The organism is Ruminococcus sp. Marseille-P6503 (genome assembly GCF_900604945.1).
In the GTDB taxonomy this organism is placed as follows: domain Bacteria; phylum Bacillota; class Clostridia; order Oscillospirales; family Ruminococcaceae; genus FB2012.
This window is the reverse complement of record NZ_UWPB01000002.1, coordinates 1,159,581-1,176,602: the sequence shown is the minus strand read 5'-3', so window position 1 is coordinate 1,176,602 and position 17,022 is coordinate 1,159,581. Positions and strand designations below refer to the sequence as shown.

The 17,022-nt window shown below is 46.8% G+C and carries 15 protein-coding genes and 1 other annotated feature; of the genes, 1 reads left to right on the top strand and 14 read right to left on the bottom strand.

Going from position 1 to position 17,022, the window contains the following annotated elements:
• Positions 1 to 23 precede the first annotated feature (23 nt).
• Positions 24 to 1,520 carry a UDP-glucose--hexose-1-phosphate uridylyltransferase gene (galT, locus tag EIH25_RS11565; protein WP_124101186.1) on the bottom strand — a complete coding sequence of 499 codons (1,497 nt, stop codon included), beginning with the start codon at positions 1,518 to 1,520 and terminating at the stop codon, positions 24 to 26.
• A 288-nt stretch (positions 1,521 to 1,808) separates the two neighbouring features.
• Positions 1,809 to 2,064 (top strand) — a binding site (T-box leader).
• A gap of 214 nt (positions 2,065 to 2,278) precedes the next feature.
• On the opposite strand from galT, the gene EIH25_RS11560 reads away from it, so the two are divergent.
• Positions 2,279 to 3,946, top strand: a complete 1,668-nt coding sequence (locus EIH25_RS11560; RefSeq protein ID WP_124101185.1) for a 2-isopropylmalate synthase — start codon at positions 2,279 to 2,281, stop codon at positions 3,944 to 3,946.
• Between the two features lie 212 nt (positions 3,947 to 4,158).
• Here the strand turns inward: EIH25_RS11560 and EIH25_RS11555 are convergent, their stop codons facing one another.
• From EIH25_RS11555 to murA, 13 genes are all read right to left on the bottom strand, one after another.
• On the bottom strand, positions 4,159 to 5,331 hold the full coding sequence (locus EIH25_RS11555; RefSeq protein WP_124101184.1) for an FprA family A-type flavoprotein: 1,173 nt from the start codon (positions 5,329 to 5,331) through the stop codon (positions 4,159 to 4,161).
• A 154-nt stretch (positions 5,332 to 5,485) separates the two neighbouring features.
• Positions 5,486 to 5,995, bottom strand: a complete 510-nt coding sequence (locus EIH25_RS11550) for a DNA-3-methyladenine glycosylase (protein WP_124101183.1) — start codon at positions 5,993 to 5,995, stop codon at positions 5,486 to 5,488.
• A gap of 15 nt (positions 5,996 to 6,010) precedes the next feature.
• Positions 6,011 to 7,768: an NFACT RNA binding domain-containing protein gene (locus EIH25_RS11545; RefSeq protein WP_124101182.1), complete on the bottom strand. Its 1,758-nt coding sequence runs from the start codon at positions 7,766 to 7,768 to the stop codon at positions 6,011 to 6,013.
• Between the two features lie 12 nt (positions 7,769 to 7,780).
• Positions 7,781 to 8,545 carry a Nif3-like dinuclear metal center hexameric protein gene (locus tag EIH25_RS11540; protein WP_124101181.1) on the bottom strand — a complete coding sequence of 255 codons (765 nt, stop codon included), beginning with the start codon at positions 8,543 to 8,545 and terminating at the stop codon, positions 7,781 to 7,783.
• The gene (locus EIH25_RS11535) at positions 8,532 to 9,239 is read right to left on the bottom strand and encodes a class I SAM-dependent methyltransferase (RefSeq protein WP_124101180.1); all 708 of its coding nucleotides are present in this window, start codon (positions 9,237 to 9,239) and stop codon (positions 8,532 to 8,534) included. Before EIH25_RS11535 ends, EIH25_RS11540 begins: the two co-directional genes overlap by 14 nt.
• A 286-nt stretch (positions 9,240 to 9,525) precedes the next feature.
• Positions 9,526 to 9,729 (bottom strand): DUF1858 domain-containing protein, encoded by a 204-nt coding sequence (locus EIH25_RS11530; protein ID WP_124101179.1) that lies wholly within the window; start codon positions 9,727 to 9,729, stop codon positions 9,526 to 9,528.
• 278 nt (positions 9,730 to 10,007) lie between these two features.
• Positions 10,008 to 10,283 (bottom strand): zinc-ribbon domain containing protein, encoded by a 276-nt coding sequence (locus tag EIH25_RS11525; RefSeq protein WP_124101178.1) that lies wholly within the window; start codon positions 10,281 to 10,283, stop codon positions 10,008 to 10,010.
• 122 nt (positions 10,284 to 10,405) lie between these two features.
• Positions 10,406 to 10,981, bottom strand: coding sequence for a sigma-70 family RNA polymerase sigma factor (locus EIH25_RS11520; RefSeq protein ID WP_164489232.1), 576 nt, complete (start codon positions 10,979 to 10,981; stop codon positions 10,406 to 10,408).
• A gap of 217 nt (positions 10,982 to 11,198) precedes the next feature.
• Positions 11,199 to 11,765 (bottom strand): FumA C-terminus/TtdB family hydratase beta subunit, encoded by a 567-nt coding sequence (locus tag EIH25_RS11515; protein ID WP_124101346.1) that lies wholly within the window; start codon positions 11,763 to 11,765, stop codon positions 11,199 to 11,201.
• Positions 11,758 to 12,645: a hypothetical protein gene (locus EIH25_RS11510; RefSeq protein ID WP_124101176.1), complete on the bottom strand. Its 888-nt coding sequence runs from the start codon at positions 12,643 to 12,645 to the stop codon at positions 11,758 to 11,760. The genes EIH25_RS11515 and EIH25_RS11510 overlap by 8 nt, the downstream gene beginning before the upstream one ends.
• Before the next feature lie 578 nt (positions 12,646 to 13,223).
• Positions 13,224 to 14,348 carry a cell division protein FtsZ gene (gene ftsZ, locus EIH25_RS11505; protein ID WP_124101175.1) on the bottom strand — a complete coding sequence of 375 codons (1,125 nt, stop codon included), beginning with the start codon at positions 14,346 to 14,348 and terminating at the stop codon, positions 13,224 to 13,226.
• A gap of 204 nt (positions 14,349 to 14,552) precedes the next feature.
• Complete coding sequence (locus EIH25_RS11500) at positions 14,553 to 15,605, bottom strand: FtsQ-type POTRA domain-containing protein (RefSeq protein ID WP_124101174.1); 1,053 nt, start codon at positions 15,603 to 15,605, stop codon at positions 14,553 to 14,555.
• A gap of 46 nt (positions 15,606 to 15,651) precedes the next feature.
• Positions 15,652 to 16,932 carry a UDP-N-acetylglucosamine 1-carboxyvinyltransferase gene (gene murA, locus EIH25_RS11495; protein ID WP_347561946.1) on the bottom strand — a complete coding sequence of 427 codons (1,281 nt, stop codon included), beginning with the start codon at positions 16,930 to 16,932 and terminating at the stop codon, positions 15,652 to 15,654.
• Positions 16,933 to 17,022 lie beyond the last annotated feature (90 nt).

Sequence of the window (17,022 nt, the reverse complement as noted above, 5' to 3'; positions counted from 1 at the left end):
GTATTCTGCACCGCCCTGAGATTTTATTTGTTTACATATTCTATAAATCTTGAAAAATATTCTCTTCCCTTTTCGTTCCTTTTAAACACTCCTGCGTGCTCTAAAACCTTCGAGAAAACGATCCCTATCTCTTTCTGAATAATTTCATTTACGTTTTCCCGGGTTATATCGTACGAAGCGGAAAACGCCTCAGCCCAGTCCGCGTGCTTCATAAGCGTTTCATCGCTTCTCAGATCTTCTCCGCTGACGAGCGCTTTTGCAAGTCTGTCCATTTCGTCTTTTAGCCTCGCGGGAAGAACCGCAAGTCCCATCACCTCAATAAGCCCGATGTTTTCCTTCTTTATGTGGTGCAGCTCGGCGTGAGGGTGGTATACTCCGAGAGGATGCTCCTCTGTGGTGATATTATTTCTCAGAACCAGATCAAGCTCAAAGCTTCCGTTTCTCATTCTTGCTATAGGAGTTATGGTATTATGAGGCTCCCCGTCCGCCTGAGCGAAAACGAACGCTTCTTCATCAGTATAGCCTCTCCAGCAGGAAAGTATTTTTCCGGCAAGCTCCGCAAGCTCGTTCCTGTCAAGCGACGATATCCTTATGACCGACATAGGCCATTTTACTATGCCCGCCTTTACGCCTTCAAAGCCCTTGAACACAAGCTCCTTTTCAACCGGAGCCTTAGCCATTGCAAAGGTATAGTTTCCGCCCTGAAAATGCTCATGAGCGAGAATAGAGCCTCCCACTATAGGAAGATCAGCGTTTGAGCCGATAAAATAATGCGGGAACTGCTCAACAAAATCGAACAGCTTTGAAAACGCCGCCTTGTCTATAACCATAGGCGTATGCTTTTTGTTGAACAGAATACAATGCTCGTTATAGTATACATACGGCGAATACTGAAGTCCCCAGTCCTCGCCGTTTATCTTCAGCGAAATCACCCTGTGATTCTGCCTTGCTGGGGAATCCACCCTTCCGGCGTAGCCTTCGTTTTCATAGCAAAGCAGACACTTGGGATATCCTGATTGCCTGGCGTTCCTTGCCGCCGCTATTGCCTTGGGATCCTTCTCCGGCTTTGAGAGATTTATGGTTATATCCAGATCGCCGTACTCTGTAGGCGCGACCCAGCGCATATCCTTTTTGATCCTGTAGCGTCTTATGTAATCGCTGTCCTGTGAAAGCTTATAGAAATAATCCGTCGCAGCCTCCGGCGACTGATGATTGTAAAGTCCCCTGAACAGCTGATTGATCTCCGACGGTCTGGGGGTAAGCAGACCCATAAGCTTCGTGTCAAACAGATCCCTGTAAACTATACTGTCCCCGCACAGACCCTTTTCGCAGGCGTAATCGGTAAGCTCCCTTAAAACTTCCTCCAGAACCACCCCCGAATATTCCTGAGCAGGCTCCTTGTATTCGTCAAGACCAAGCGCCTCCAGAATACGGTTGATGGCAAAAATCCTGTCCTCTTTGCCGATAAGTCCCGTTTCAAGACCATATGCCGCAAGCTTTTTTATACTGTCATAAATCATACGCAACGCTCCCTCTGAAGAAGAATTGTATTTATCAAAATATTGCCGCACACAAACAAAGCCGATCAAAGCTATGTCACTGCGCGGTGCCTTCTTTACAGTATCCATTATACTCCCGCCTATTATGTTTGTCAACAACACTAATCTTATGTATTTCTTAAATATACTCTTTTATTTCTTAATATTTTCAGTATGCAAACAGCTGTCTTACTGCGCAGTTGTAAAATAAATATGAACGCGGTTGACAAAACCTGATTCGTGTAATATAATAATGATAATATAAATATATTAAATGCAATGATGGGAAAAAAAGCATACTATTCAGTTTCAGAGAGCTGCCGTAAGGTGCAAGGCAGTACGGATTTTATGTAATAACTCGTCCCTGAGCAGGTGCGGCGAAAACGGCTGAAAGCTTTCGGTCAAGTAGCTTCACACGGTAGGCTTCCGTTACAAAGCGGCACATTGTCAGATGTGGCTGAGGTAGCATAGCGCAAGTTATGCACGAATTAGAGTGGTAACACGGGTGATAACGCTCGTCTCTTCAATATAAGAGACGGGCTTTTTTAGTACAGAGAAAGGAGAAGCTGTCCATGAAAAGCAATTACGGAAAATGGCTGTCTGACCGACTATGCATAAGGACAGCCCCAATTTCAAGAAGCTATAAAACTACAGCCGAAGCCGCCGTCAACGAAAAGGCACGGCAGTTTTAAAAATCGGCTCATCACTATCAATAAGCATATTATCAGGAGGAACTTACTATGAAAAACGTTGAAAAATATCAGAGAGGCTACTTTATGCCTCCTGTTGAATCTTTAAAATGGACCAGAAAGGAATACATCGACCACGCCCCCATGTGGTGCTCGGTCGATCTTAGGGACGGCAATCAGGCGCTCATTATCCCTATGAGCTTAGATGAAAAGCTCGAGTTTTTCAATCATCTGGTCAAAATCGGCTTTAAGGAAATAGAAATAGGCTTCCCCGCCGCTTCCGAAACAGAATATGAATTCTGCCGCACTCTTATTGAAAAAAACATGATCCCCGACGACGTTACCATTCAGGTTCTGACCCAGTCGAGAGAGCACATTATAAAAAAGACCTTTGAGGCTATAGACGGCGCAAAGCACGCGGTCGTACATCTTTACAATTCCACCTCAGTTGCGCAGAGAGAACAGGTTTTCCGCAAATCAAAGGAGGAGATCGTCAAAATTGCCGCTGACGGAGCAAGGCTCTGCAATGAGTACAGGGAGAAAGCAAAGGGAAATATCATTTTTGAATACTCTCCCGAAAGCTTTACAGGAACAGAGCCGGAATTTGCTCTTGAAATATGCAACGCCGTTCTTGATATCTGGCAGCCTTCGGCGGACAAAAAGGTCATCATCAACCTGCCGGTAACGGTAGAAATGTCGCTGCCTCACATTTATGCCTCGCAGGTTGAATATATGTGCGATAATCTGAAATACCGCGAAAACGTGATTGTTTCTCTTCATCCTCACAACGACCGCGGCTGTGCGGTAGCCGATTCCGAGCTCGGACTGCTGGCTGGAGCCGACAGGATCGAGGGAACCTGCTTCGGAAACGGCGAAAGGACCGGAAACGTTGATATCGTTACTCTCGCAATGAATATGTTTTCTCACGGCGTTGATCCCAAGCTTGACTTTTCAGATATGCCGGCGTTGGTGGAGCTTTACGAGCGCGTTACAAGAATGAAGGTTTACGAAAGAAGCCCCTATGCCGGCAGACTGGTATTCGCGGCGTTTTCCGGCTCTCATCAGGACGCTATCGCCAAGGGCATGAAATGGCGCGATGAAAAGGATCCTGATCACTGGACGGTGCCTTATCTTCCTATCGACCCGAAGGACGTCGGCAGAGAATACGACGGCGACGTTATCAGAATAAATTCACAGTCAGGAAAGGGCGGAATAGGCTACCTTCTCGAGCAGAAGTACGGCTACAACCTCCCTAAAAAGATGAGGGAGAATTTCGGATACGCGATAAAGAACGTTTCCGACCACAAGCACAAGGAGCTTATGCCGGAAGAAATTTATGAGATATTCAAGAACAATTATCTTAACGTAAGCTCTCCGGTAAGCGTAAGCGAATCCCATTTTGTGCAGGAAACCGACGGAACTATAACCGCCAGCGTTACAGCGGCGATCCCCGGAAAAGGAACAGCGGTTTACTCCGCTTCAGGAAACGGCAGACTTGACGCGGTCGCAAACGCGTTAAAAAACGCTATTCCCCTTGATTTTACTATTGAAAGCTACGAGGAGCACGCGATCGACAGACATTCTTCTGCCGAAGCGGTATCATACGTCGGCATTTCGGCAAACGGCAAAACAGTGTGGGGCGCGGGAAGAAACACTGATATAATAGTTTCCTCGATAAACGCTCTGCTTTCGGCTATCAACCACATTTTAAAGGATTAAGCCTCTTCCAAACGTGTTGAAAACACAGCAGGCGGTCTGAAAATTCTGACTTTGCAGAAGCTTCGGACCGCCTGTTTTTACTCAGCGAATTAAAAAATTTCCGCTTACAGTATTGCTTGAACAGCGCGAACCGTTATAAATAAAAGCGCGGATTCTCTTAAACAGAAGAATCTGCGCTTTTATTTTTTCATTCATAACACAAATATCAATACTTATTCACTTACGGTCATAGCGTCGGCAAGCTGCGCCAAAGCCGCTCTGGAAGCTTCGTTAAGAGCCGAACGAATCGTAACCGCAGGCTCGGCGATCGTTACGTTCTTATAGCCCTCTGCATAGGACCTCGTAACTCTGCCGGCAGTCGGTCCCCACGAGCCGTTTTCCACAATGCCTATCTTCCTGTTCTGATAAAGCTTCGATTTAAGGTGAAGCAGAAAATCCTCCATAACCGGAAATACGCCGCCGTCGTAGGAAGCCGCCATAAGCACCATTCGGTCATACCTGAAAGCGTCCTCAACCGCTTCTGACATATCCGTTCTTGAAAGATCGGTCAGAACTGTCTTTTCAGCCCCACGCTCCTTCAGCATCCGCGCAAGCTCTTCAGCCGCGGCGGCGGTATGGCCGTGAATGGAAGCATATGCTATCAGCACGCCCTTATCCTCAGGCTCATAGCTTGACCATACGTTGTATTTATCTATATAATATCCCAGATTTTCCTTAAGCACAGGACCATGCAGCGGAAGTATCATCTTTATATCAAGCGCTGCCGCCTTTTTCAGCAAAGCCTGAACCTGCGCGCCGTATTTTCCTACTATATTGAAATAATACCTTCTTGCTTCGCACGCCCAGTCCTCGTCCGCGTCCAAAGCTCCGAATTTTCCGAAGCCGTCCGCCGAGAACAGCAGCTTTTCGCTTTGCTCGTAGGTAACCATTACCTCAGGCCAATGAACCATAGGAGCCATTATAAACTGCAGCGTATGACTGCCGAGAGAAAGCGTATCCCCCTCCTTAACGGTAACGCAGCGTTCGTCAAGTCCGTCGATCGTAAAGAACTGCTTCATAATAGCAAAGGTCTTTGCGTTTCCGACAAGCCTCATTTCAGGATACTTCTCAGCAAGCCGCTGGATATTTCCCGAATGATCCGGCTCCATATGCTGAACTACAAGATAATCAAGCTTTCTTCCGTCAAGCGCCTTTTCAAGCTTGTCCAGCCACACGTCGGTAACTCTGTTGTCAGCGGTATCCATGACCGCGGTTTTTTCGTCTAAAATAACGTATGAATTATATGATACGCCGTTGGGCACCTTGTACTGGCTTTCAAACAAATCAATAGCTCTGTCGTCCGCTCCGATATAAATCACACTGTCAGAAATTTTAACATCTCCCATTTTTATTTCCTCCAAACTAAACCATTCATGCGTATTAATTCTATCACAGACAAATATATTTGTCAATATCCTCTTTTCACCCGTCCGGCGGGCTTGCTTTATTTGCGCGCTTTCGAGACAAAATCGTGACTTCACAAAATTCGCTCAAAAGCATTTACTTATCCAGAACGAATCTCCATGGCTTGTCGATATCCTCCTGAGCCGCATAATTTATGCCTACGCGCTTCTCAGTATGGAAGGTATGCTTTTCCCCGTCGTCCTCTACCCATATGAGCGGATTATCAACAAACGACTGCAAATTAAGCTCGCCGGTAACGCCGAGACGCTTCGTAAGCTTAGCCGGTCCGTCAAAGCCCTCTCCTGCACGGAAAAGCACTCCCTGAGGATTTTCCTTACCACCGGTGATCACATTCATAAGCCAGTGCATTCCGTAGCAGAGGTAAACATACACCGTTCCGCTTTCGCGGTAAAGCGCTTCGGTTCGCCTGGTCCTGCCCTTGTGCGCATGACAGGCGGTATCGTTCTCTCCGCAGTAGGCTTCGGTTTCGGTTATTCTTACGCGGATCTCCTCTCCGTTTATTCTGGAAACCAGAATCTTGCCTGCCAGCTCGGGAGCTACCTCCAAAGCGTCGCGGTCAAAAAAATTAAAATCAAGCTTTTTCATAATGTAACCGCCCCGTTATTTTTTATCCCTCAGCTTTTCCGCCAGAGCCTCGTCAGGCTTGACATACAAAGTCCGGTTATTTGTAAATATAACCATTCCCGGCTTTGCGCCGTTAGGCTTTTTCACATATTTTATCAGCGTATAATCTACCGGTACCTGCGAGGAGCCGCGTCCCTTGGAATGATACGCGGCAATAACCGCCGCTTCCTCGATCGTCCTGTCCGGCGGCGTTTCTCCCCGGCATGAAATAACGGTATGCGAGCCTGTAATCCCCTGAGTATGCAGCCAGATATCCAGCTTCTCGCTGTCCTTGCAGGTAAGCATATCGTTCTGCTTGTTGTTTCTTCCGACCCTTATCTCATACCCGTCGGAGGATACAAACCTTATAGGCGGCAGGCTTTTCGGAGGCTTTCCTTTCAGCTTTGAGGATTTTATATAGCCCTGCTCCGCAAGCTCAAGCCTCAGCTGAATTATATCGCTTTCGCTCTGCGCCCGCGTCAGGGAATCAAAAACCGAATCTATATAATCCAGCTCCTCCTCCCCCTGCCTGATAAGCTCAATCAGCTTTTTTTCGGCCGTATCCGCTTTGCGGTATTCCTTATAATACTTCTGCGCGTTCTGCGAAGGCGTCAGCCTTCTGTCAAGGGGGATCCTGACCGAAGGACACTCCGGCTCATAATAATCCTCCACCTCTGCCATGGTCTGACCTTTTTCCAGACGGTAAAGATTAGCCATTATAAGGTCGCCGTATTTTTTCAGCTTATCCCGGCCGGCGCACTCCTTCAGCTCCTCCCGCTGGTTAGCGGTTCTTCTCGCTATCCTGTCCGATACGTTCACAAGCAGCTTAAACAGATCCTGTGACCGCTGCTTCATTCTGGCGGCTCTGTCCCTTTCGGAATAGAAATAATCAAGCGTTTCGCTGGGCGAATCCAGCTGCTTCGTAACCATAAGACCGCCGTACTGATTAACAGAGGTAAAGCAGAAATCCTTGAACATTCCGTCCTTGGTTTTTACAACGGTATATTTGTTCACGCCGCTGCGTATTTCGTCAGCCGTCTTTCTGAGGTAGAACGCAAGCCTGTCAAAATCGTCGCGGCTCATAGCCTGAACCGTCAATTCCTTTCCTCTGCCGGCAAAAAACTCCGCTTCTCTGGCGAATACCGGCGATATGCCCTCTATCGCTTTCATCAGCGCTTTAGGCAGAGCGAGGTTTGTGTAAGTGCGTATCATATCGCATATGTCCTCAGCAGAATCGTCGAGCAGGGAAAGTCTTTTCTCTCTCGGCGGCAGCGTATAGGTCATTCCCGGCAGCACCATTCTTACCGCGGACATATCCTTTCCGACACGCTTAATGCTGTCCGCTATCCTTCCTTCGGAATCAATAAGAATAAGATTTGAATGTCTGCCCATTATTTCAACGGCAAGAGTAAAACGGCAGATATCCCCCATTTCGTTTGCCGAATCAAAATCAAAATAAAGTATACGCTCAAAGCCGTCCTGTCTTATATCCACAAGCCTTCCCGAGGATAAATGCTTGCGCATAAACATACAGAACATCGGCGGTACCTTTGGATTTTCAATTTCCGCTTTTGTAACGTGGACTCTTGCTGTTCCTGCTCCCGTATTGAACAGCAGCCTGTACGAGCCGTCCCTGGTCCTTAAAGCGATAACCAGTTCCTCTCTTGAAGGCTGGTATATCTTGTCCACACGCCCGTCGATCAGAGGCTGAAGCTCATTCCTTACAAGTCTTAAAAATACTCCGTCAAGAGCCATAATCGCTACTCCTTAAATCTGATATGATAAAATATCCCTGTTGCTTACGGCAACCCTGAATTCAACCTCGCGAAACCTTTCGGACAGCGCCTTCAGCATATATTCGCAGAAAATATTCTCCGTATGGAAATGCCCTCCGTCTATCACGCAGATACCGGCATTATGGGCATCGATAAATACGTCGTGCTTTACGTCCCCCGTAATTAAGCAGTCCGCTTTTTTGGACATCGCATCACTTAAAAAGCTTCCTCCGCCGCCTGAGCAGACCGCTATCCGCGACAGCATACCGTCCCTCAAAGCGTTATATCTTACGACTGTATTTCCCAGCGCGTCCCTGACCCTTGCCGCCATAGCCTTGCAGGAAACCGGCTGACAGCCGCACACATATCCGACAGGCGCTCCGTTTTCCACTGCAAGGGGTTCTTCGGGCACAAGCTCCAGCTTTTCGCACAGGATATCGTTCATCTTAGCCGAATCGAAATTCGTATGCGCCGAAATCGCCGAGATACCCGCTCTGCAAAGCCTGACCGCCGTATCACGCTCGTCAAGAGCTTTCAGCCCCCTGAAAATCACAGGATGGTGAGTAATAATTAAATCAGCCTTTGTCTGCTCAGCCTCGGCAATAATCTCATTTGTAACGTCAAGAGCGATAAGCGCACGCTTTACTCCGCCGCCGCTGTTAAAAGTCACGTTAAGACCGCTGTTGTCATAGTCCGTCTGCAAAGAGTACGGAGCAAGCATATCTATGTAATTATAAATATCATTAATTGTAATCATCATTCTCATTCCTATCATTTGCTGACGCGATTTTTTTCAGCATTTTTGCCGTCCAAATATATTCCTCTCCGGCAGAACGCTTCTCACGGGAATTTATCATTCCTCTGCCCGCCGTTTCCAGCCTTTCAGCCTGACGCAGCAGATACTTTCTTCCGTCCTCCGTATCCGCGGCGACCCGTCCGGCGTAAAGATACTCTGTATCGCATTTATAATCCGGCTTTACTCCTGTATAAACCGCCTGCATTACCGAATAGACGAATCTGCCCTCCTCGCAGGGAATTTCACTGACGACTTCAAAGCCGTTGTCATACAGCCATTTTCTCAGATGATCCCATTTTGTCATCGGCTGGAGCACAAGATTTACTCTGTCCGCTTTGATCCATTCCGCCCTGTCGATTATATCAGCTATAAGCTCTCCGCCCATTCCGGCTATTACAATGTCCGTTACGCCGTCCGGACATATTTTATCCAGTCCGTCTGACAAAACCAACTGTATCTTATCGTCAAGTCCAAACCTTTTTACAGTATCCTCAGCGGCCTTAAGCGGTTTTTCGTTTATATCGCAGGCAATGCAGCTATCACATATCCCCGACGTGATCAGATATGCCGCCAGATGACCGTGGTCGGTACCTACGTCCACGGCTTTTTTTCCTTTGCAAAGACGCGCGCAGGCAAGCAGTCTTTGATCGTTCATAAAAAATCTCTCCCAAATATAACCTAGCGCCTATGTCCCCGTTTTCTAAAGAAGACGTTTCCATATCAGACTTTCAGCAGAGGACGTAATCCCCTACTGAAACCCTGAGGAGCCAGAAGCTCTTCGCTGTCAAAATACAGCGTTTGGCGCAGGTTGCTTCGCCGCAGCCGATGAAAAGCCGAGCTTACATCGGGCTTGCTCCGAATTAAAATACGGTATCGCCTAATAAAATACGCTGTACAAAGTCGGCAGACAATGAACAGCGTATTGAGTCAGCATAAGCGTCTCAGCCGGCAATATGCGCGTTAAGCTTCTCTATCATATTGTTGACGTCAACGCCGTGAACCATGCAGGCCTGTTCAAGCGACTCCCCTCTGGATGAAGGGCAGTACAGACAATGCATTCCCATTTCGGTAAAATACTTGGACGTCGTTTCGTCATGATCCAAAATATCGCCGATAATCGTATCCTTTGTAACCTTAAATTCCATTTTCAACGCTCCTTTCATTTAAACCGACATTTATATTATAACCAATTTTTCATAGCAATGCAATAGTATTTTGTAAATTTACTCAGCTAAGCTTCCTAACAAAGCAAAAAGAGCCGCCACAAAGGCAGCTCAAAGAGTCTTTAAATAAGGAGCCTGCCGCTTTTATATGACAAGCTATCAGCACAGCGTCCAATGCTTAAAGCCAGAATTTGCAAACCAAACTCGCTTTTTAAATGCTGAACGCTTACTGCGGTTATAAAAAGATTTCTTCTGAGAAATTATTCCTCTCTCATTTTTGCGAAGCACTCGCTGCAATAAACAGGTCTATCCTCGTTCGGCTTAAAGGGAATTACAGCTTCTCCGCCGCAGGCAGCACAGGTAGCTGTGTACATCTGTCTTTCGGATCTCGAAGCGCTCTTTCTTGCGTCACGGCAAGCCTTGCATCTCTGCGGCTCGTTCTCAAAGCCCTTGCTTGCGTAAAACTCCTGCTCGCCTGCTGTGAAAACAAACTCGTTTCCGCATTCCTTGCATACTAATGTCTTGTCTTCGTACATGATTTTATACCTCGCTAAAATAAAAATGTGCCCTGGTCGGACTTACACCGACACCTTTGTTAAAACAACGCTCTGTAATTAAGCTACCCGGCCGTACAATACAGAATAATTCTTTTTTGCAGCTATCTCAAAACCGCCTTAAGTTTTCGCCTAACCCTCTGCATTGCGTTGTCTACTGCTTTTACGGACACGCTCAATTTTAATGCTATTTGATTATAAGCCAAACCTGATAAGTATAATTGAAATACACGCCACTCAAGCTCCGAAAGAGCCGAATAAATTTTCTCAAAAATTTCATTCATGCGTTCCTTCTCAAGGACAATATTCTCCGGAATGTCGGAAGGATCGTGAGACGGCTCGTCATCCTCTCCGGCAGCTTCCTCCAAGATCGCCCTGTCCTTTTTTAACGCCGAAATCATTCTGTTTTTTACACACGTCATAGCGTAGGTGCCGAACCTGACCTCCTTATCAGCCTCAAAGCTCTGGATAGCGCTCATCAGCCCCATAAGACCTTCCTGAATCAGATCATCGTCGTAAACACCGCCGGAAAAGGATCTTGCCTTTGCCTCAACAGCGCAGATATACCTTGAAATAAGAGAAAGCACTGCCTGCCCGTCATTTTTCTTAGCCATAGCGGCAAGCTGTTCATCGGAACATTCAGCATAACCGCCCTTTTCAAGCAGACTGTTATCTACCAAAATATATCCCACCATTCACACTATATGATGTAATAATATCATATCACGATTAAACGTTAAAGTCAAGCAATTTTCAAATTAAAATTAACTTTTCCACAGATTTGTAATATCGTCTGCATTTCAGGCAAATTTAATAGTAAATTTGCCCAAGGTCTTTAAAAATACAGGGAGAAGCCTATAACTCCTCCCTGTTAATAATACCCGCAGTACGGTTCTTTTATACCTGAGCATATTTCGCTCTGCCCTGAGAGAAAATATCTCCACCAAAGCAGTCGTCGGCAACGATAAGAGGAAACTTCTCAACATACAGCCGTTTTACCGACTCACAGCCAAGATCCTCAAAAGCAATTACCTCGCAGCTTTTAATACAGTTGCAGGCCAAAGCGCCGGCTCCGCCTACAGCACATAAATAAACCGCCTTGTTGCGTACTATCGCGTCTCTTACCTCTTTACAACGCTCGCCTTTTCCGATCATTCCGCCCAGACCTAAATCAAGCAGCCTTGGCGCGAATCTGTCCATTCTGCCTGAAGTCGTAGGACCGCAGGAGCCTATAGGCTTACCCTCCGGAGCGGGAGTAGGTCCGGCATAATATATCACAGCGTTCTCAAGCTCAAAGGGCAGCTTTTCTCCATCGTCCAGCATTTTCATAAAACGCTTGTGAGCGGCGTCTCTCGAAGTATAGACCGTGCCGGTAAGCAGTATCTTGTCGCCGCAGCGAAACTCCTCCGCGCGCCGCTTAAGCTCCTCCGCCCGCACTTCAATTATTTCACAGTCGTTATTCATCATCGGAAACCAGATCAAGACCCTCGTCAATAAGCTCTCTGGCAGTATTTACAGAACCGATGCTTGCCCCGTACAGATCGTTGAGAGCAGTAACAAGCTTCTGAACGGTATCGTTAAGAGAGCTGAACTCCGTCTTAACGGAATTTCTGAGACCGGAGGATTTTTCACGGATAATTCCCGCCTCGTTAGTAGCGTCTGCTATCATTTTTTCCGCCTTTGCCTTGGCCTCGTTGGTAACAGAATCCGCTTCTGCTCTTGCGGCGGCAGTCATCGCGTCCGCGCTCTGCTTGGCGGTTTTAATAGTATTGTTAGCCTCATTCTGCGCGTCGGTAACAAGCTTTTCAGCCTGAGCGTTAGCGTCGTCAAGGATCTGCGTCTGAAGCTGTGCGGCTTCGTCCTCCATCTGCTTAGCCGCCTTTTTAGCCTCTGTAACTACCTTATTGGCAGTATTCTGAGCCTCAATAAATACGCTTCCCAGATCAAATGCAGGCGCGGCCGCGCTTCCGGCGTTGGCCTCCGCATTTTCAAGCTTTTCCTTAAGATCCTCGATTTCATTTTTCTGCTTCTCGATTTCAGAATCCTTTTCGGTGATCTGCTGCTCATAATCCGCGATCTGAACCTTCATTGTATCTGTTGAAGCCATCAGCTCGGCAATTTTATTCTTTGCTTCCTCAACCTTCTTTTCAAGCTCCTTCTTGCCCTCAAAATCACCCTGAGCTCCGCCTCCTGTTTTTTCAAGACGCTCAATAGTTTCCTGCTGATCGGTTACCTGAGCCTCAAGGTTATAGATCTTAGAGTTCAAATCATCTACATAAGCAAGAACGTCCGATTTATCAAAACCACCCATACGGACTGTTCTCAAATATCCATTACTTGCCATAATTCATTACCTCCAAAGATAATTAAAGTTTAATATAATTATACTATACTTTAAATTTATTTTCAACCGCTTTCCAATTATTTTTTCAAGTTTATAATGTTTGACCAAATGACAGATGTTTTTTTGGGTATTTTGTCAAAACTCAAATCTGTAAAAGTATTAAACTATCATATTTTTATTATAGCAAAAACGCAGCTGGATTTCAAGTGGCTTTTCACAAAGCCTGAAAATTTTCTCAGTAGTTTTATGTACACCCTCAAGCATTTTTAAATTACCGCGCCGATAGTCCTTATATCCTCTTGAACAGCAGACACCTAACGAATCGCGGCAAACAATGGTTTTATACTGCTTCCTGATCTTCGACAGGCAAATTGCCAATCAATAATTTCTCCGGCTGTTCTTCTGCTGTCTGCTGGATATATGTCTTTAATAGAGCTTTCAAAATACGAAAAAGGACGGATACAACGATCCGCCCCATAACATTTTTATACGATTATTATTCCGGCAGTCTTTTCTCTTATAAATAATTCGGAAATTCAAAACCAAGCATAATATTTTTAAGAAAGGCGCGGAACAAATTATTTATTTTTAAATATATTGAAGATGTCGTCATAGTAATTCGGGTTGTCTGCGGCCTTCACTCCCGCCTTATGCATAGCCTCTGCGTCAGCCTTGGCGTCGTCCGAAGCGGCGCTGAAATTTGCTGAAAAAGCGGCTTTCTTCGCGTTACTGTCAGCCGTCGGCTTTACTCCGTCAAAATCAGCGGCGATAACCGTTACATAAACCTCGTCGTTAGCGTCCGGATCGTATCCGTTTCCGAAAATGATCTCAGCGTCCTGATCAACAGCCTCAGTGATCGCGTTGGTAAGCTCGTCGATCTCGTCAACTACAATATCCTCCGACATGGTTATATTAACAAGCAGTCTCTTGGCGCCTGTAATAGAGGTTTCAAGCAGATCGCTTGAAATAACCTGAGAAACAACGTCCTGAACCTTGTCCTTGCCCTGACCGTGACCAATAGCCATATGAGCAAATCCGGCGTTTTTGATAATCGTAGTAATATCCGCAAAGTCTACGTTAATTTCGTCATGTCTTGTAATAATTTCGGCAATAGAAATTACATCAGTTTTCAGAACCTCATCGGCAAGAGCATAGGACTGACGCATTGTCAGCTTCTGACCGCCTGAAAGCAGATTCTGGTTAGGAATTACAATAAGAGCGTCAACGTGCTCAAGCATTGCCGCGATTCCCTTTTCCGCCTTTTCCATTTTCTTCGGACCTTCAAAATTAAAGGGCTTGGTTACAACGGCAACAGTAAGCTTATCCATTTCCTGAGCGATCTCGGCAACTACGGGAGCGGCTCCGGTTCCGGTTCCGCCGCCCATTCCGGCAGTGATGAAAACCATGTCCGCATCCTTGATCACCTCAGCGATCTCATCTCTGCTCTCCTGAGCCGAAGCCTCGCCGATTTCAGGCTTTGCGCCGGCGCCCAGACCGTGAGTAAGCTTGGAGCCTATCTGGATCTTCTCGGTCGCCTTAGAGCCCTTGAGAGCCTGAATGTCTGTATTGATCGCAATATAATCAACGTTTCCGGCAATGCCTGCACAGGCTATGCAGTTGAGAGCGTTTCCGCCGCCGCCGCCGACGCCTATTACCTTAATTCTGGCACCCTCTACAGGTGCTTCAACATACTCGTATGACATAATTGACATCCTCCTAATTGCATTTTATAGCATAAAATCCATTATTTTTACTTGAATTCGCGGCGCAATACCGCATAAACCCCCATAGACATAAATATATTACTATATTATCACAAAACACGGCAAATGTAAAGCACTTAATTAAACGTATTCTGAATATTTTATTAAAAATGTATAAAACGGAAAATCCAGCGACTCATATACTCAATAAGCTTCCGCCTGATAGGTATAACCGTTATCCCATGCATCGCCGGAATATCCGTCCTGATATTCATTTCCGTTGTAATCTCCGTAATCATCGCCGCCGGTTCCGTCGCTCCATGCCTGGGAGTAATCTGTTCCGCTGTCATTGCTCTGAGCCGGATCGTCCGCGTTTATCTGTGTATCAGCGTCGGCGGCGTCCTGAGAAGACTCCGCTTCGTCAGAACCGCTGTCGGAAGCGGAGTCCGAATCGCTTTTAGGTATCGCGGAAATTCCGCTGTTTACTCCGTTATACCGCAGGGTCCCCTCATAATTATCAGAAAGGCTCTTGTCTATCACAGCCTTGATATAGGTAAGCTTGTAATCAATGTCAACCGAGCTTCCCAGACGTATATCTATTCTGCCGTCATAGGTCATTTTTATATCGGTACGGTCGGTAAGGTCAATCTCGTTTATGTTTTCAAAATCCAACGCTTCTATCTCGCCGACAAGCTGATCCAGTATCTTCGTTTTAAACGCGTCCTCAGATTCCAGCGCGCTGCCGGGCTCAAGGCTTTTAAGCTCAAAGCCTTTTATCTGCATAAGGCTTGTGTCAAGCGGCACGTCCGCCTCCAGTATCCTGCCTGATTCTGACAGAATATAATATTTGCCGTCTTTCTCTATCTGCGCCGCTTTTACGGCCTCCGTGACCTTTATTTCAAGCTCCGACGGATACTTTCTGCTGACCTGCACGTCGTCAATATAGACAAGAGTATTCTTAAGTCTGGTTTCAACTGCCTTCGTATCGGTTCTGATAAGATTTACTCCGCTGTTCACTCCGCCTACCGCCAGTATCTGCTCCTTTGTATAGAGCTTTACGCCCTGAATATTGACCGCCTTTACGTTAAAGAATACTGTCATGCAAAGAATAAGCACTATCACCGCGGCAAAAATAACGGCCAGCGCATAGTAGCTGTTAAGATTGCTCCTGCGCCTTCTCCTGTTTACCTTTACGCGCTGTCCGTTTATCAGCTTGTATTCGCCGTCGTCCTGCCGGCTTTTAACAACGTCCTTCATTTTAAAAATCCCGTCCGTCGGGACGGCTCTCCTTTCGGTTTGTTTTTCAGCTGTTCTCCCGCCGCACCGAAGCGCCCGCAAGACTAAGCTGCTTTTCTATCTCCTCATACCCTCTGTCTATCAGCTTTACGTTTGTAAGAACAGTCTGACCCTCCGCAGCCAGCGCCGCCACTGCTAAAGCGGCTCCTCCTCTCAGGTCGGTCGCCCGCACGCTTGCGCCGTAAAGCCGTTTCACTCCCTCAACAACTGCGACCTTGCCCTCTGCCTTGATATCGGCTCCCATTCTCACAAGCTCGTCAACGTGACGGTATCGGTTTTCAAATATATTTTCAACTATGACGCTCGTTCCCTGCGCTTTGGTAAGAGCCGCCATTATTATTGCCTGAGCGTCTGTAGGAAAGCCCGGATAAGGCATGGTTCTTATGGTTTTAACGGCTCTCAGCGGCTTTTTGCCGCAAAGATATATCCTGTCGTCATAAGGATAGACCGTACAGCCCATCTGATCAAACACCGGAATGACCGAATCTATATCCTGGCTTCTGGCATTTTTCAGGCTTATTTCTCCGTTTGTCACCGCCGCTGCCGCGAGCATTGTACAGGCGGCTATTCTGTCCGGCATAACGCTGTATTCGCAGCCGTGCAGACTCTTGACCCCGGTAATATATACGGTACTGGAGCCATGACCGCTTATCCTTGCTCCGCAGGCGTTGAGGAAATTCGCAAGATCGGATATTTCCGGTTCTCTTGCGGCATTATAAATAACCGTATCCCCTTTTGCAAGACAGGCGGCAAGCATTATGTTTTCGGTAGCGCCGACCGACGGGAAGGAAAGCGAGATCTTCGCGCCTCTGAGCCCTCTGGCGCATGAACAGCTTAAAACTCCGTGCTCCTCCTTTATGGAAACGCCCATCTGCTTCAGCGCTGAAATATGCATATCTATAGGTCTGGGTCCCAGCTCGCAGCCTCCCGGAAAAGAAAGAGAACATTCGCCCGTTCTTCCCAGCACTGCTCCGAGAAACACGATGCTCGATCTCATCTCTCTCATAAGCTCGTCGGGAACACTGCTGCCTGTAAGCTCATACGACTTTACAGTTACCGTATTGCCCTGACTTCTGCACCGGCAGCCAAGACACGTAAGTATCCTGCACGCCGCGAAAACGTCGGAAAGTCTGGGGCAGTTATGTAAAACGATCTCTCCTTTTACAAGCACGCACCCTGCCAGCAGCGGAAGCGCGCTGTTTTTGGCGCCCTGAACCTCTATCTCTCCGCTTATCCGTTTCTCTCCCTCAATCACCAGCCTTTGCATAAAGCTTTCTCTCCTTTTCAAAGAAATTCACCGCCAGTGCGTTAAATCATCTGACTTTACATATATTATGCAGAATTTCTTATACTGGTGAGAAAGGGAATAAGGCGTCAT

Bases quoted from the DNA above. Each gene is read 5' to 3' on its own strand.
- galT (WP_124101186.1), bottom strand. From the start codon at position 1,520: ATGATTTATGACAGTATAAAAAAGCTTGCGGCATATGGTCTTGAAACG.
- EIH25_RS11560 (WP_124101185.1), top strand. From the start codon at position 2,279: ATGAAAAACGTTGAAAAATATCAGAGAGGCTACTTTATGCCTCCTGTT.
- EIH25_RS11555 (WP_124101184.1), bottom strand. From the start codon at position 5,331: ATGGGAGATGTTAAAATTTCTGACAGTGTGATTTATATCGGAGCGGAC.
- EIH25_RS11550 (WP_124101183.1), bottom strand. From the start codon at position 5,995: ATGAAAAAGCTTGATTTTAATTTTTTTGACCGCGACGCTTTGGAGGTA.
- EIH25_RS11545 (WP_124101182.1), bottom strand. From the start codon at position 7,768: ATGGCTCTTGACGGAGTATTTTTAAGACTTGTAAGGAATGAGCTTCAG.
- EIH25_RS11540 (WP_124101181.1), bottom strand. From the start codon at position 8,545: ATGATTACAATTAATGATATTTATAATTACATAGATATGCTTGCTCCG.
- EIH25_RS11535 (WP_124101180.1), bottom strand. From the start codon at position 9,239: ATGAACGATCAAAGACTGCTTGCCTGCGCGCGTCTTTGCAAAGGAAAA.
- EIH25_RS11530 (WP_124101179.1), bottom strand. From the start codon at position 9,729: ATGGAATTTAAGGTTACAAAGGATACGATTATCGGCGATATTTTGGAT.
- EIH25_RS11525 (WP_124101178.1), bottom strand. From the start codon at position 10,283: ATGTACGAAGACAAGACATTAGTATGCAAGGAATGCGGAAACGAGTTT.
- EIH25_RS11515 (WP_124101346.1), bottom strand. From the start codon at position 11,765: ATGAATAACGACTGTGAAATAATTGAAGTGCGGGCGGAGGAGCTTAAG.
- EIH25_RS11510 (WP_124101176.1), bottom strand. From the start codon at position 12,645: ATGGCAAGTAATGGATATTTGAGAACAGTCCGTATGGGTGGTTTTGAT.
- ftsZ (WP_124101175.1), bottom strand. From the start codon at position 14,348: ATGTCATACGAGTATGTTGAAGCACCTGTAGAGGGTGCCAGAATTAAG.
- EIH25_RS11500 (WP_124101174.1), bottom strand. From the start codon at position 15,605: ATGAAGGACGTTGTTAAAAGCCGGCAGGACGACGGCGAATACAAGCTG.